The 14612-nt window shown below is 60.1% G+C and carries 15 protein-coding genes; 13 read left to right on the forward strand and 2 right to left on the reverse strand.

The annotated features are described in order from the left end of the window. Nucleotides 1–43: 43 nt before the first annotated feature. Nucleotides 44–2089, reverse strand: coding sequence for a DNA helicase RecQ (gene recQ, locus Q0802_RS07540; protein ID WP_298915876.1), 2046 nt, complete (start codon nucleotides 2087–2089; stop codon nucleotides 44–46). 113 nt (nucleotides 2090–2202) lie between these two features. Then, nucleotides 2203–2490, reverse strand: coding sequence for a YggT family protein (locus tag Q0802_RS07545; RefSeq protein WP_298915879.1), 288 nt, complete (start codon nucleotides 2488–2490; stop codon nucleotides 2203–2205). 156 nt (nucleotides 2491–2646) lie between these two features. Here Q0802_RS07545 and Q0802_RS07550 point away from each other — a divergent pair, with 156 nt between their 5' ends. The 13 genes from Q0802_RS07550 (at nucleotide 2647) to Q0802_RS07610 (ending at nucleotide 14608) form a co-directional block, all read left to right on the forward strand. Further along, nucleotides 2647–4014: an MFS transporter gene (locus Q0802_RS07550; protein ID WP_298915882.1), complete on the forward strand. Its 1368-nt coding sequence runs from the start codon at nucleotides 2647–2649 to the stop codon at nucleotides 4012–4014. Beyond that, entirely contained in the window at nucleotides 4011–4940 is a 930-nt protein-coding gene (gene mepA / locus Q0802_RS07555; protein WP_298915885.1) for a penicillin-insensitive murein endopeptidase, read from the forward strand. The genes Q0802_RS07550 and mepA overlap by 4 nt, the downstream gene beginning before the upstream one ends. Next, nucleotides 4919–5836, forward strand: coding sequence for an esterase-like activity of phytase family protein (locus Q0802_RS07560; protein WP_298915888.1), 918 nt, complete (start codon nucleotides 4919–4921; stop codon nucleotides 5834–5836). The genes mepA and Q0802_RS07560 overlap by 22 nt, the downstream gene beginning before the upstream one ends. An 87-nt stretch (nucleotides 5837–5923) precedes the next feature. Further along, entirely contained in the window at nucleotides 5924–6544 is a 621-nt protein-coding gene (locus Q0802_RS07565; RefSeq protein WP_298915892.1) for a queuosine precursor transporter, read from the forward strand. Between the two features lie 268 nt (nucleotides 6545–6812). Next, complete coding sequence (locus Q0802_RS07570; RefSeq protein ID WP_298915895.1) at nucleotides 6813–7172, forward strand: VOC family protein; 360 nt, start codon at nucleotides 6813–6815, stop codon at nucleotides 7170–7172. Nucleotides 7173–7181: 9 nt separating this feature from the next. Then, nucleotides 7182–7604, forward strand: a complete 423-nt coding sequence (gene arfB, locus Q0802_RS07575; RefSeq protein ID WP_298915898.1) for an alternative ribosome rescue aminoacyl-tRNA hydrolase ArfB — start codon at nucleotides 7182–7184, stop codon at nucleotides 7602–7604. Between the two features lie 82 nt (nucleotides 7605–7686). Then, a complete protein-coding gene (locus Q0802_RS07580; protein WP_298915901.1) occupies nucleotides 7687–8580 on the forward strand; it encodes a DMT family transporter in 894 nt (297 codons plus the stop codon). A gap of 202 nt (nucleotides 8581–8782) precedes the next feature. Continuing rightward, on the forward strand, nucleotides 8783–10102 hold the full coding sequence (locus Q0802_RS07585) for an extracellular solute-binding protein (RefSeq protein WP_298915904.1): 1320 nt from the start codon (nucleotides 8783–8785) through the stop codon (nucleotides 10100–10102). Between the two features lie 95 nt (nucleotides 10103–10197). Beyond that, nucleotides 10198–11145, forward strand: a complete 948-nt coding sequence (locus tag Q0802_RS07590) for a sugar ABC transporter permease (RefSeq protein ID WP_298915907.1) — start codon at nucleotides 10198–10200, stop codon at nucleotides 11143–11145. Between the two features lie 148 nt (nucleotides 11146–11293). Beyond that, entirely contained in the window at nucleotides 11294–12235 is a 942-nt protein-coding gene (locus Q0802_RS07595) for a carbohydrate ABC transporter permease (RefSeq protein WP_298915910.1), read from the forward strand. Between the two features lie 94 nt (nucleotides 12236–12329). After that, a complete protein-coding gene (locus Q0802_RS07600; RefSeq protein ID WP_298915912.1) occupies nucleotides 12330–12518 on the forward strand; it encodes a hypothetical protein in 189 nt (62 codons plus the stop codon). A gap of 4 nt (nucleotides 12519–12522) precedes the next feature. Beyond that, nucleotides 12523–13620, forward strand: a complete 1098-nt coding sequence (locus Q0802_RS07605) for an ABC transporter ATP-binding protein (RefSeq protein WP_298915914.1) — start codon at nucleotides 12523–12525, stop codon at nucleotides 13618–13620. Continuing rightward, nucleotides 13613–14608, forward strand: coding sequence for an ABC transporter ATP-binding protein (locus Q0802_RS07610; RefSeq protein WP_298915921.1), 996 nt, complete (start codon nucleotides 13613–13615; stop codon nucleotides 14606–14608). Before Q0802_RS07605 ends, Q0802_RS07610 begins: the two co-directional genes overlap by 8 nt. The last annotated feature ends 4 nt before the right edge of the window (nucleotides 14609–14612 follow it).

Raw genomic sequence — 14612 nt, forward strand, 5'->3', positions numbered from 1 at the left:
CATTCTCATTTGCGCGGAGGGCAACGCCCCCTCGCTGCGCGACTTAGCTCGCCTCCCGCAGGACGTCCAGAAAGGCCGGGCCAAATCTTTGCGCCCGACGATCCCCTAACAGCCGTTGAAGGGCGGTGGAATCCGCATCACGCAATTGTGCCACCTTCGCCAGCAGAGAGGCCGAGCAGCTCAGCGGTTTGTCTGTCCCTTCCGCGCCACGCGACAGATCGGCCTGAACGGCCAGCAACTGGTCATAGATTGAGCCCGCCTCGCGCCCCGCCAGCTTGCGCCGCGTGGGATGCATATGGGTCACCTCGCCGCTGATCACCTCCAGAAATGCAGCGCCGTAGCGTTCCAGCTTCTTGGCCCCCACGCCGGAAACCTGTGCCATCGCGTCCAGCGACTGCGGCCTGGTTTGCGCCATTTCGATCAGGGTGCGGTCATTGAAAATCACATAGGCCGGAACCTTGGCGGCTTCGGCAAAAGCCCGGCGTTTGGCCTTCAGCGCGGACAGAAGCGGCGCGTCTTCGTCAGAAACCATCGCCTTGACGGCCGGCCTGCGGTTGGAGGCCGCCGCGCGGATGCTGTCGCGCCGCAGCATGATCTGGGCTTCATCCCGCAGGATCGGCAAGGCGGCGTCGGTCATTCGAAGTGCACCATGGCGATCCGGATCGGGCCGCACCAGATCATATCCCATCATCTGACGGAAAATCGCCTGCCACTGGCGACGGTCGTATTCAGCACCCACGCCATAAGTGGGCAAAGACTGATGACCCCGTTGGCGGATCTTGTCTGTCTCGTTACCGATCAGAATGTCGATCAGATGGCCCGCACCGAACCACTCTTCCGTGCGCAAAATGGCCGACAGGGCCTTGCGCACCGCGGTGGTTCCGTCAAAGACCTCCGCTGGCTGGTCGCAAAGATCGCAATGACCACAGGTCACATCCCGTTCGCCAAAATATTCCAGCAGGGTTTTGCGGCGGCATGTCAGCGCTTCGGCCAGACCCAGAAGCGCGTTCAGACGCCCGTGATCCGCCGCACGTCTTTCCGGCGGGGCGAGGCCCTCGTCAATCTGGGCGCGGCGCAGCCGGATGTCTTCGGGACCAAAAAACGTCAGGGTTTCGGCAGGTGCCCCGTCGCGACCGGCGCGTCCGATCTCCTGATAATAGGCCTCGATGGATTTCGGCAGGTCCGCATGCGCCACCCAACGGATGTCCGGCTTGTCGATGCCCATGCCAAACGCCACAGTCGCCGCCACGATCAACCCGTCCTCGCGCTGAAAACGGGTCTCGGCGATGCGGCGGTCGTCAGCCTCCATGCCACCATGGTAATGCATCGCCGCATGGCCTGCCTCGCGCAGCGCCCCGGCAAGGCTTTCGGTCTTGGCGCGCGTGCCGCAATAGACGATGCCGGATTGCCCCTTGCGGGCAGCGGCGAAATCCAAAATTTGTCGACGCGGCCCGTCCTTGGCGGCAAACCCAAGATGAATATTGGGCCGGTCGAACCCTTGCAAAAATTCCCGGGGGGCCTGCCCGTCAAACAGCTTTTCGACAATCTCCACCCGCGTTTCGCGATCCGCCGTTGCCGTGAACGCCGCCAGCGGAACGTTCAATGCCTGCCGCAAGGCCCCTATGCGCAGGTAATCGGGGCGAAAATCATGGCCCCACTGGCTGACACAGTGGGCTTCATCCACGGCGATCAGCGATACGCCCACACGTTGCAGCAACCCCATGGCAGCCCCGGCCGCCAAACGCTCCGGGGCCATATAAAGCAGTTTGAGCCTGCCCACCTCCAGCGCCTCAAAGACCGCATCGGTTTCTTCCGGCGTGTTGCCGGAGGTCAGCGCCCCGGCACTGACACCGGCTTCCTGCAAGGCGCGCACCTGATCGCGCATCAGGGCAATCAGGGGGGATATGACAACCGTTACCCCCTCGCGCAGCAGCGCAGGCAGTTGAAAACAAAGAGATTTCCCGCCCCCCGTGGGCATGATCGCAAGGGTGTTTTCACCAGCGCTCACCGCCTCGACAATCTCCGCCTGACCGGGGCGAAAATCATCAAAACCAAACACATCCTGCAACAGAGTGGCAGCGCCTGTCATCGGAAACCCTTATTGAAATCTGCTCTTTTGCCGCAGACTCCCACACTAAGGATTCGTGAACAAGCCTTCAGGCCTCGCCCAGGCCCAAAAAATCACCGCTCAGGGCAATTTGGCTAGAGAAAGAGCGCGTAGTTGTTGACCAGAACGATCCGCAGCACCGCCACCCCGATCAGAACCGCCAATGGGGCAAGATCAATCCCACCCATCGGAGGCAGAATGCGGCGCACCGGGCCATAGAGCGGCTCCAGAATGCGGTTCAGGCTATACCAGATCTGCGCCACCAGTTGTTGGCGGGTGTTGAGCACCTGAAAATTGATCAGCCAGCTCATGATCACATGGGCGATGATGAAAAACCACACCACGTTCAGCAGCAGCATCAGGATTTGGAACAGCGATTGCATCGGCAGACCTCTTTTTCGTATCGATGCTCAGTTAAGCAAGGCCGCCCCAATAAGCAAGGCCGGTGGTGCTGCATGGTTGATGGCTCCCAAAGCTTTACTTGCCTCCTCCGTCCCGGACTGATCTAACTTTTTCAAAGCAGTGATACAGGCACATCCATGATCAGCCCGCGAAAACGCATCTGGGGGTGGTACTTTTTCGACTGGGCCAGCCAGCCCTATAATACCCTGTTGCTGACCTTCATCTTCGGGCCCTATTTCGCACAGACCGCGACCGCAGCCCTTGTCGCGGACGGTATGACAGCGGAGGCCGCCAAAGCACAGGCACAGGCCTATTGGGGCTACGGGCTGACAGCGGCAGGCATCGCCATCGCCCTTCTGGCCCCGGTGCTTGGCGCGGTGGCCGACAGTTCCGGCAGACGCCTGCCGTGGATCTGGCTTTTCTCGACCCTCTACGTGATCGGCGCGGCTGGATTGTGGTGGACGACGCCTGCGGATTTCTCCGTGCTCCGGGCGCTTTTCTTCTTCGGTCTGGGCCTCATCGGGATGGAATTTGCCACCATCTTCACCAATTCCTACCTGCCGGAACTGGACGCCAGCAAAGAGGAACGTGGCCGCATATCAGGCTCTGGCTGGGCTTTTGGCTATCTGGGCGGGGTGATCGCGCTGATCGTGATGATCGGGTTTTTTCAGGCAGGCGACAGCGGGCGCACCATGATCGGGCTGACACCGCTCTTCGGGCTCGACCCGGCAACAGGGGCCGATACGCGCATCGTTGGCCCGCTCACCGCGCTGTGGTTCGCCCTCTTCATGATCCCCTTCTTTCTCTACATCCGCGACAGGCCCGGCCCGCAAAAAAGCCCCTACAGGCTCGGCAAGGGGATGCGCGATCTGCTGCAAACGCTCAAAGGGCTGCCGCAACACCCCTCGCTTCTGGCCTATCTCGGCTCGTCGATGTTCTACCGCGACGCGCTCAACGGGCTTTACACTTTCGGCGGCATTTATGCGCTGGGTGTGCTGAACTGGTCGATCATCGACATTGGCATTTTCGGGATTGTCGCGGCGATCAGTGGCGCGGTTTTCTGTTGGGTGGGGGGCCGTATCGACCGGCGCATCGGCCCCATGCCGGTGATCGTGACCTGTTGCATCCTCCTGATCCTGACGTCCGGGCTGATCATCTCGCTCACGCCCACTTCCGTGCTGGGCATCGGGCTGGCCGATGGCTCACCGGTCCCGGACATCACCTTCTTCGTGGCGGGCGCGCTGATCGGGGCGGCAGGCGGCGTGCTGCAGGCGTCTTCACGCAACATGCTCACCCATCAGGCCAATCCCGAACGCATGACCGAAGCTTTCGGGCTTTATGCGCTCTCCGGCAAAGCCACCTCTTTCATCGCACCGGCCCTCATCGCCCTGGCCAGCGATTTGAGCGGCAGTCAGCGGATGGGCATCACCCCCGTCGCAGGGCTGTTTATTCTCGGCCTCATCCTGTTAGCATGGGTCAAACCGAAAGGGGATTTTGTGACATGAAACTCCGCCAGTTAGCCACCGCCGTTGTCCTGGGTCTGGGTCTTGCCGCTTGTTCGGACGGCACACCACAGTCTCAGCAGACGGCATCGGTGATCCTGCCGACCATCGGCACCTCCGGTCACACGAAAAGCAAGCAACCGGCGCGACAGCTTTTCGGGGCGGAAACCTCGGGCTCGCCCAGCGCGCCCGCCCCCTTTGGCAGCTATGCAAAAGGGTGTCTTGCTGGATCAGAGCGTCTGGCAGAATCCGGGCCCACATGGCAGGCGATGCGGCTGTCGCGCAATCGCAACTGGGCACATCCGGAAACGGTGGATTTTGTCCGCAGGCTCAGCGCCAAGGCTGCCCGGCAACCGGGCTGGAACGGTCTCTACGTAGGGGATTTGAGCCAGCCGCGCGGGGGGCCGATGCTGACTGGGCACGCCAGTCACCAGATCGGTCTGGATGCCGATATCTGGCTGCGCCCGGCGGACAATCTGTCGCTTTCTGCCGCCCAACGCGAAAGCATTTCGTCCATCTCCATGCGGCGCAACAAGGGGGCCTTCGTGAATGAAAACTGGACGCCCGCGCATCATGAAATCCTCAAAGCTGCCGCTTCCGACCCACGCGTGGCGCGGATATTCATCTTTCCCGGTGCCAAAGTGCAGATGTGCAAGGACGCCAAAGGGGACCGCAGCTGGCTGCGCAAGATCAGGCCCTGGTACGGACATCACTATCATTTCCACGTGCGGCTCTCTTGCCCGGCCGGCGCGAAAGGCTGCGTCAACCAAAACCCGCCCCCTGCGGGTGACGGCTGTGCCGATGCGCAGGCCTGGGTCAACAATATCCTGAACCCACCACCACCCGATCCGAACGCGCCGAAACCCAAACCCAAACGCGAAATCCTGCTGGCGGACCTGCCCCAACAATGCGCCGCAGTCTTGCAGTAGCCGCAATCGGCCTTCTGGCCATCGCCCCGATCTTCGCATTCCACCCGCTGCCTCAGCCGCCAGATGTGGCGCCCTCAGCCCAGCCCGCCCAACATCTTTCAACGCACAGGTGGCGCCATGATGCCCCGTGGTTTGGAGGATTTTCGGGCTTCGAGCTGAGCGCTGACGGCCGGGACTTCTTTGCTGTGACCGACAGAGGGTTTCTCGCGCGGGGGACTCTAACCCGCAAAAACGATCAAATTACCGACGCCCAGGTTACTACCGCCAAGCCACTTGTCGATCGCTTTGGGGAAACGCGCGACGGACCCTACAACGACGCCGAAGGGTTGGCGCTCGATCACAAAGGTAGGTTGTTCGTATCCTTTGAATTCGCGGATAGAATCCTGCGCTACAATACATGGGACAGCCCCGCGGAATGGCCCTCCTATACCCGTGCATGGCGGGCGTTGGGCAGCAACAAGGGGCTCGAACTCGTCGCCATTGACGCTCAGGGAACACTGTTCTCGATCCCCGAAGGTGTGGCGCGCGGTGCCCGCGAAGCCCTCGTCTACCGCCGCCACGAGAAAGGGCGCTGGTCTCAGGCATTCACATTGCCGCTGGACGAGGGCTACCTGCCCGTTGGGGGCGATTTTGGGCCGGACGGGCAGTTTTATCTGCTGGAACGGTCCTTTGTCTGGTTAGGATTTCGCAGCCGCATCCGCCGCATGACCGTGACCGACGCGGGCTTTGAGAATATCGAGACGCTGCTGGAAACACCTCATCGGCATCACGGCAATCTCGAAGGGCTATCAGTTTGGCAGGATGATACAGGTCGGACGCGGCTGACCATGATATCGGACGACAATTTTCTGCCCATTCTGCACACCGATATCGTTGAGTACGTCCTCAAGGATTGACTTGCACAGGCCCGATTTTAGGCCTAAAGAGCGCCCGTCTGGCCTCGTCAGACCAAGTGCCGCACCCTTGCCAAAACGGATTATCTTATGACACGCGCTTACCTTCCCGGCATTCTTGCCATGGCTGCCATTGTGGTTGCCTCCAACATTCTTGTGCAGTTTCTCTTCGGCCAATGGCTGACCTGGGGGGCTTTCACCTATCCGCTGGCCTTTCTGGTCACGGATGTAATGAACCGTGTCTACGGCGCCTCCGCCGCGCGCCGTGTTGTATTCGTGGGCTTTGTGGTGGGCATCATTTGTTCGCTTATCGGCACACAGATCATCGGCGAATTCGGCCCGCTTGTGACCCTGCGCATTGCGATAGGCTCTGGTCTGGCCTTCCTGATCGCGCAACTGATCGACGTATCGGTCTTTGCAGCCCTCAGGGATGGCAAATGGTGGCGCGCGCCGCTGGCCTCAACGCTGATCGGCAGCACGCTCGACACCGCCCTTTTCTTCACCATCGCCTTTTCCGCGAGCCTGATGTGGATCGAGCCCGGCAATGACGTGTCCTGGGCCGGTGACATCCTGCCCCTCCTCGGCTTTGGCCCTGCCGCGCCCTTGTGGGTCTCGCTGGCTGTGGCCGACTGGATGGTCAAACTGTCGCTGGCGCTTCTGGCTCTCATCCCCTTCCGCGTGATTACAGCCCGGCTCACACCCGCGCATTGACCCTGCGTTAACGAAAAAAAGCTTGGTGATTTTCGAAACCTGTGCGACGATTCCTGCAACGTCAACAGATAGGTAAAGGAGGTGATCCAGTGTCAAGAAAGGTATTGGAGCGAGGTGTCGGAACAGCTTTGGAGGTCGCCTGCTGAGGCAGCCCTTGACGGGCAGAACTCCTGAGTGGATTTCGGTCTAACCGATCCCCCTCCTAAAACCATTCGATTGGGCCGCATGTCACCGTGCGGCCCTTTTTCGTAGTCAATTGGGAAAGACCATGCCGGAACTCACCAGCCTGATCCTCTACACATCAAAGATCGATGAAACTGTCGCGTTCTATAGCACCCATTTCGGCTATGCGCGGCACGACACTGACGGCGACCGCATCGTCGAATTGCGGCCTCCGGGCACCGGTACGCGCTTGCTCCTGCACAAAGCAGCGAAGGGTCAAAGGCAAGGTCAGACCACGGTCAAACTGGTGTTCACCGTCGCAGATGTCGAAGCCTTTTGCGCGCAGAGCAAAGAACGCGGCCTGACATTCGGCCCCTTGCACAGCGGCGATGGCTATGTTTTTGCCAATGCAAAGGACCCATCAGGCAATTCCGTCAGTGTTTCGGGGCGCTTTTCAACGGAGTAGGATCGGCGCATGTTGCAGATCAACGATGATATCGCACTCCAGGACTGGGAACTGACCGAGAGCTTCATGCGTGCTTCCGGCCCCGGCGGTCAGAACGTGAACAAAGTGTCCTCAGCGGTGGAATTGCGGTTCGAAGCGGCCCGCTCGCCGTCCTTGCCCGGCCCGGTGAAAACCCGGCTGAAACGTCTGGCCGGGCGCCGCTGGACTACCGATGGCGCGCTGGTTCTGCAATGCGATGAGACCCGCAGTCAGGCGCGCAACCGTGATATCGTGCGGACACGTCTGGCGGAACTGATCCGAAAGGCATTGGTTGCCCCCAAGCGACGGATCGCGACAAAGCCCACGTTAGGGTCGAAAAAGCGGCGTCTCAAAGCCAAGAAAGTGCGTGGAGAGGTCAAGGCAATGCGCGGGCGCGTAGACCCGGAAAACTGAAGCCCGCGAGGCCGGTTTCCCCGAAAGGGCTGGTGAGTGCCGCGCTTTTGGCTAGGGTGCCGGTCATCAGAACCGAGGTTTCATGCTCCCCAACCGCACCACATTGGCCATCGTTTACTCACTGGTTGCCCTGTTGCTGTTCGATCTGATGGGGTTGGTCATCAAGTATTTGTCTGCGGATTATTCGGCCGCAGAGCTTTCTGCTTATCGTAATATCTGCGGCCTGATCCCGTCGGCAATTGCCCTTTGGTCGTCATCGGCCTGGCGTGCTGCGGGGCGGCGGATGCGCCTGCGTCAATGGCCGCTTGCCATGGCGCGCGGTGTCATTCTGACCTTTGCGCAGTTCACCTTTTACATGTCGCTGGGGTTGCTCAGCTTTGCCACGGCCAGTTCGATCACCTATGCCAATGCCCTGTTCATGACCGCCCTTGCCGTGCCACTGCTGGGCGAAAAGGTGGGCATGTTGCGCTGGGGAGCGGTGCTCATCGGGTTTGCGGGCGTCATGCTGATCGTCAAGCCCGGCAGCGATGCCTTTACGCCCGCGGCGCTCTTGCCGCTGATCTCCGCCCTGCTTTACGCATTGGCCGGTGTCACGGCGCGGATGATGGATGACGACGTGCCATCGGCGCTGATCAATCTCTACTCCACCGGCGTGGCGGCAATCGGCGCGTTGGGTCTTGTGTTTGTAACCGGCGGGTTCAGCCCGCTGGCACAGATCAGCGACATCGCATGGATCCTCGCAATGGGCGGATTTGGCGGCACGGCGGTGCTGTTTCTGGTGGTTTCCTACCGCATGACCGAACAAAGCAACCTGGCCCCGTTCAGCTATTTCGGCATCCCCATGGCCTTTGTTCTGGGCTGGATTTTCTTTGACGAAGCGCCCTGGGAGGAGCTCTTTCCCGGCGCCATTCTGGTGGCATTTGGTGGGTTGATGATTGTCTGGCGCGAGCGGCGTTTGCGGCACGTCAACGTGTGAACCGGCCATTACGGGGGACTGAAAACCACTTGATTTTCAGGCCGTAGAAGAAATTTTTCCATAATAATTCAAGCCATTGCGTGTGTTTCCGAGGTACGCCCCTCAAAAATCGGTCGACATGAGGTACGCCCCTCATTTAGCCTTCACTTGTCTGAAATCCGAATCGTTTCAACCGGTCGGAGGACACTTAAGGAGGAATCACATGACATATTCGAAACTGACAACGGTCAGCGCATTGAGCCTTGTCGCCGCGGGTTTTGGCGCCTCGGCGCAGGCGGATGATCTGACGCTCTGCTGGGCCGCATGGGACCCGGCGAACGCGCTGGTCGAGCTCAGCAAGGAATTTGAGGCCCAGTCCGGGCACACGATGAGCTTTGAATTTATTCCATGGCCGAATTTTGCGGACCGCATGCTCAACGAATTGAACTCCGGCGGCAAGCTTTGCGACCTGCTGATCGGCGACAGCCAGTGGATCGGCGGCGGGGCGGAGAACGGGCATTACGTAAAGCTCAACGATTTCTTCGACAGCGCGGGCATCTCCATGGATGATTTCGCCGATGCGACCGTCTACGCCTATTCGACATGGCCCAAGGGGACGCCAAATTACTATGCGCTGCCCGCCATGGGGGACGCCAATGGCTGGTTCTATCGCAAGGACTGGTTTGGCCGTGACGACATCAAGGCCGCTTTCAAGGAAGCCACGGGCCGCGATCTGGCAGAACCCAAGTCGCAAAAGGAACTGCTGGAGATTGCGCAGTTTTTCCAGGGACGCGAGATCGACGGACAGACCGTTTATGGCGCGGCCATTTTCACCGAACGGGGTTCCGAAGGCATCACCATGGGGGTGACGGGGGCGCTTTATCCCTGGGGTTTCAAATATGAAAACACGCCCGGGTCTTACGACATGGAAGGCGCTGTGAATTCGCCAGAGGCTGTGGAAGCACTTGAATTCTATAAGAAATTCTATCAAACGGCGACGCCGCCAGGCTATACGAACTCCTATATGGGGGAATCGCTCGACGCGTTCAAATCCGGTCAGGTCGCCATGGCGATGAACTGGTTCGCCTTTTTCCCAGGTCTTTACGCGGACCCTGACACGGGCGGCGAAAAGATCGATTTCTTCGTCAACCCGCCGCAAAATCAGGAAGGCTCCACACTGGGCGGGCAGGGTATTTCCGTTGTGGCCTATTCCGACAAGCAGGATGCGGCGCTTGAGTACATCAAGTGGTTCGCGGACCCGGCGGTCCAGCAGAAATGGTGGGATCTGGGCGGCTATTCCGCGCATAAGGCCGTGCTGGAAAGCCCGGATTTTCCGGCATCCGCACCCTTTGCCGGTGACTTCCTCGAAGCCATGGGGGCCGTGCAGGATTTCTGGCAGGAGCCAGCCTATGCGGAACTTCTGATCGCCATGCAGAAACGCATGCACGACTACATCGTGGCCGATCAGGGCACCGCCAAGGAAGCGCTGGACAAGCTGATTGAGGATTGGACCGAAGTCTTCGAGGACGAAGGCAAGCTCTGAACCCATCCGGTAAGGTGGCCTGAAGCCCACCTTACGGAAATCTCACACCGCAAGGCGTGCCTTCGGGCCGTCTTGCGTCAGGAAAGCTGCGCCTGATGACCGAGACCCCTCTTTCCCGAGCCGCGCAGGCCACACCGCCCGGCGTTGCGCGCAAGATCCGCGGGCTGAGTGACCGCGCCATTGCCTGGATATTTGTCGGGCCGACGATCTTTTTGCTGTTGGCGATCAACATCTTTCCGCTGATCTGGACGATCAGGCTCAGCTTCACCGACTTCAAGGCCAATCGCGCCGGGCGCGAAATCAAGAACGTGGGCCTGCGCAATTACGAACGCATCCTGACGGACAGCGACATCTGGCTGAACATGCAGGCCACGGCGCATTTCCTCTTCTGGACGATCTTCTTTCAGGTGCTCATCGGCTTCGCCTTGGCCTATCTGATCAACAAGAAATTCAGGGGTAATGACCTTTGGACCACCATCATCGTGCTGCCGATGATGCTGTCGCCTGCGGTGGTCGGTAACTTCTGGAAGTTTCTCTATCAACCGCAGATCGGGCTTTTCAACTACATCGTGGCCTTTTTCACCGGCAAGGATCCTTCCAGCTTTGAGATGCTGGGATCGGTGGATCTGGCCCCCTGGTCCATCGTGATCGTGGATACCTGGATGTGGACGCCCTTTGTTATGCTCATTTGTCTCGCCGGGCTGCGAAGCATCCCCGATTATATCTATGAGGCCGCCGAGATCGACCGCGCCTCCAAGCTGCGGCAGTTCTTTACCATCACCATTCCTATGGTGCTGCCCTTTCTGATGCTGGCGGTGCTTTTTCGCGGCATCGAGAATTTCAAGATGTTCGATCTGGTGGTTCAACTGACGGGCGGCGGGCCGGGGTCGACGACGGAACTGACCTCGATCAACCTCAAACGCGAGGCTTTCGAGAAATGGCGCACGGGCTATGCCTCGGCCTACGCCATCATCCTCTTTGTGACGGTGTTCGGTCTGGCCAGCATCTATGTGAAAGCACTGAACAAGGTGAAGGAGCGGTGATGATGAACGACTGGCTTTGCACCGAAATCGCCTGCGCTGAGGGCAGCGCCCGAGCCTGCGGGGGCGTGAAGCGCCCTCCCGTGGGGAGGGTCGGGCGCTGCCCGGCGGTTCCCACCGGGCCGATGCCTTGGAAACAGGGTGCCGCCTCATGAGCAGCTTTTCCGTCACCGAACCCAGCCAGCGCAGCAAGTGGTTTGCCGGCACATTGGTCATCCTCTACGCGCTCATCACCATGGTGCCGCTGGCATGGATCATGCTCACCGGGTTCAAGACCCCGCCCGACAGCATCTCCTACCCGCCCAAGGTGTTCTTTGAGCCCTCGCTCGAAGGCTACGTGAACCTCTTCACCACCCGCACGCGCATTGGTCAGGAAGCGCTCGACGCCCTGCCACCGCCCGATACCTGGTACGAAGAGATCGTGCGCGAACGCGACATGGTCATCGCCGGCCCCTCGAAATTCGGCGAGCGGTTCCTGAATTCGGTGATCATCGGCTTTGGCTCCACCTTCCTCAGCATCGTGCTCGGCACCCTCGCGGCCTATGCGTTTTCACGCTTCAAAATCCCGCTGGCCGATGACCTGCTGTTCTTCATCCTCAGCACAAGGATGATGCCCCCCATCGCTGTGGCCATCCCGATCTTCCTGATGTACCGGCAGCTGGGCCTCTCGGACACACATCTGGGCATGATCCTGCTCTATACGGCGGTCAATATTTCGCTGGCCGTCTGGCTGCTCAAAGGCTTCATCGACGAAATCCCCCGCGAGTATGAAGAGGCCGCGCTGATCGACGGCTACACAAGGTTTCAGGCCTTCTACAAGGTCGTGCTGCCCCAGGCCGCCACCGGCATCGCGTCGACCGCGATCTTCTGTCTGATCTTTGCCTGGAACGAATATGCCTTTGCGGTGCTGCTGACCTCCGGCACGGCGCAAACCGCCCCGCCCTTCATCCCGACCATCATCGGCGTCGGCGGCCTCGACTGGCCCGCCGTCGCGGCAGGGGCCACGATCTTCCTGCTGCCGGTGATGATCTTCACCGTCGCCCTGCGCAAACACCTGTTGCGCGGCATTACCTTCGGAGCGGTGCGCAAATGATCCTGCCTCGCGATTTTCCCATATGCACCAAAGCGGTGCACAGACGGTGCACAGGTTGTGCACGCGGATCATACCGGCCTTTGGAGGGTCCGAGATGAGCAATTTCTTCTCCGGTCTGTTACGCCTCAGACGCGGCCCCTGGGAGATGGTCGCCACCATTCTCATCGCGCTTGGGGTCTTCATGCTGATGCAGCCTTTCGTGATGTGGGCCTTCACCTATTCCTTCATCACCACACTTGTCGGCACGGTGATGTTCATCATCGTCAGTCACTTTCCGGAGTAGCCCAGTGGCTCAGATCATCATCAAAAATCTGCGCAAGGAATTCGGCGATTTCACGGCTGTGAGGGAGTCGAGTTTCACCATCGAGGACGGCGAATTTTTCATGTTGCTGGGTCCGTCTGGCTGCGGCAAGACCACCACCCTGCGGATGATCGCGGGGCTTGAGCTGCCCACCTCAGGCGAGATCTACCTCGACGGTGAAGAGATCAGCCAGCGCCCGCCCAGCCAGCGCGACATCGCCTTCGTTTTCCAGATGTTCGCGCTCTATCCGCATATGAACGTGCGCAAGAACCTCAGCTACCCGCTGGTCTCTCAAGGCATGGCGCGTGCCGCCGTCAAGGCCAAGGTCGAGGAGGTCGCGGGCATCCTCGGGATCACCGATATTCTGAACAAACCCGTGGGCGGTCTGTCGGGTGGCGACCGTCAGCGGGTCGCTCTGGGCCGGGCCATCGTGCGTGACCCCAAGGCCTTCATGATGGACGAACCCTTAGGTGCGCTGGATGCAGAGTTCCGCGAGCACATGTCCGAAGAGCTGCGCGCCCTGCACGACCGCATGGGCGCCACCACCGTCTACGTGACCCATGACCAGTTGGAAGCCATGCAGATGGGCGACAAGATCGTGGTGATGAACAATGCCGTGGTCGAACAGTTCGGCACCCCGCAGGAGATCTATGACAAGCCCGCCTCGATGTTTGTCGCCGACTTCATCGGCTCGCCGTCGATGAACTTTCTGCGCTTTGACGGATCCGTTGCGAAAGGGGCGCAAACCGTTGATTTGAATGGCCAACCCATGACCGTACCGCGCCAGATCGACGGGGCGTCCGGCAAGCTGGTTTTTGGCGTGCGGCCAGAACATGTGCGTCTGAGCGATGCGGGCGCATACCGGGGGGAAGTGCTGGCCACCGAGTATCTGGGCACCACCCAGATCATCACGCTGGAGACACCCGACGGCGATCTGAAGGCCCGCGTCCCTGCCGGGCAGATGGCCACTGTGGGAGAGAAAATCGGTCTGGATTTCCGGCCCGACACCATCACGCTTTTTGACGAAACCTCCGGCCGCGCGTTGCGGTCCGAGTTGAACGAAGGGGTGCTCGCCCATGGCTGAAGTTGTCCTCAAGGATGTGTCCAAATCCTTCGGCAGCACGGTTGGTGTCGCAGGCATCGACATGACCATCCCCGATGGCGCATTTGTCGTGCTGTTGGGCCCAACGGGTGCCGGAAAGACAACAACCCTGCGTCTGATTTCCGGGTTGGAAAAGCTCGACCGGGGGGAGGTTTTCATCGGCGGGCGCAGAGTCAATGATGAAACCCCGGCGCAGCGTGACGTGGCCATGGTCTTCCAGCAATATTCGCTTTATCCGCATCTGTCAGTGCGCGAAAATCTGGCCTTTCCGCTGAAATCCCCGATCCTCAACACACCCGCCGAAGAGATCACCCGCAAGGTGGCAGAGGTGGCGCGCGTGCTTCAGATCACCCACAAACTGGACAACAAGGCCACCGAATTATCGGGGGGCGAAATGCAGCGCGTTTCCATCGGGCGGGCCTTGGTGCGGGAACCGCAGGTCTATCTGATGGACGAACCGCTGAGTTCTCTGGACGCCAAGCTTCGCACCGATCTGCGTATTGAACTCAAACGCATTCAGGCCAGCCTTGGCGCGACCATCCTCTATGTGACGCACGATCAGATCGAGGCGATGACCATGGCCACCCATGTGGGCGTGTTGGATCAGGGCAAGCTGGTGCAGTTCGGCACCCCGCGTGACATCTACGAGAACCCCAATTCCGTCTATGTCGCTTCGCGCCTTGGCCAGCCGCGCATCAATATCTTGCCGGGTGATCTCTTTGGCACAGCCCCCAAGGGCGCACATCAGATCGGGCTCAGACCGGAACATGTCACGCAGGGCGAAGGGCGTGCCGCGCAGGTGGGCCGCGTTGAGCATTTGGGCGATCATACGCGACTGCACCTGCGACTTGACGGGCACGAAATCATCACGCTGGCAGACCCGCACGCGGACTATCAGCCGGGACATGAGGTCGACATAGCACCGCGTGATCCGCTGTGTTTTGACGCCTCCGGCGACAGAATTTACTGAAAAG

It is taken from the genome of uncultured Roseobacter sp. (assembly GCF_947495275.1).
Classification (GTDB): domain Bacteria; phylum Pseudomonadota; class Alphaproteobacteria; order Rhodobacterales; family Rhodobacteraceae; genus Roseobacter.

Coding starts and splice junctions, on each gene's coding strand:
- arfB (WP_298915898.1), top strand. CDS start 7,182: ATGTTGCAGATCAACGATGATATCGCACTCCAGGACTGGGAACTGACC.
- Q0802_RS07600 (WP_298915912.1), top strand. CDS start 12,330: ATGAGCAATTTCTTCTCCGGTCTGTTACGCCTCAGACGCGGCCCCTGG.
- Q0802_RS07590 (WP_298915907.1), top strand. CDS start 10,198: ATGACCGAGACCCCTCTTTCCCGAGCCGCGCAGGCCACACCGCCCGGC.
- Q0802_RS07550 (WP_298915882.1), top strand. CDS start 2,647: ATGATCAGCCCGCGAAAACGCATCTGGGGGTGGTACTTTTTCGACTGG.
- Q0802_RS07585 (WP_298915904.1), top strand. CDS start 8,783: ATGACATATTCGAAACTGACAACGGTCAGCGCATTGAGCCTTGTCGCC.
- Q0802_RS07580 (WP_298915901.1), top strand. CDS start 7,687: ATGCTCCCCAACCGCACCACATTGGCCATCGTTTACTCACTGGTTGCC.
- Q0802_RS07570 (WP_298915895.1), top strand. CDS start 6,813: ATGCCGGAACTCACCAGCCTGATCCTCTACACATCAAAGATCGATGAA.
- Q0802_RS07560 (WP_298915888.1), top strand. CDS start 4,919: ATGCGCCGCAGTCTTGCAGTAGCCGCAATCGGCCTTCTGGCCATCGCC.
- Q0802_RS07595 (WP_298915910.1), top strand. CDS start 11,294: ATGAGCAGCTTTTCCGTCACCGAACCCAGCCAGCGCAGCAAGTGGTTT.
- Q0802_RS07610 (WP_298915921.1), top strand. CDS start 13,613: ATGGCTGAAGTTGTCCTCAAGGATGTGTCCAAATCCTTCGGCAGCACG.
- Q0802_RS07565 (WP_298915892.1), top strand. CDS start 5,924: ATGACACGCGCTTACCTTCCCGGCATTCTTGCCATGGCTGCCATTGTG.
- mepA (WP_298915885.1), top strand. CDS start 4,011: ATGAAACTCCGCCAGTTAGCCACCGCCGTTGTCCTGGGTCTGGGTCTT.
- recQ (WP_298915876.1), bottom strand. CDS start 2,089: ATGACAGGCGCTGCCACTCTGTTGCAGGATGTGTTTGGTTTTGATGAT.
- Q0802_RS07545 (WP_298915879.1), bottom strand. CDS start 2,490: ATGCAATCGCTGTTCCAAATCCTGATGCTGCTGCTGAACGTGGTGTGG.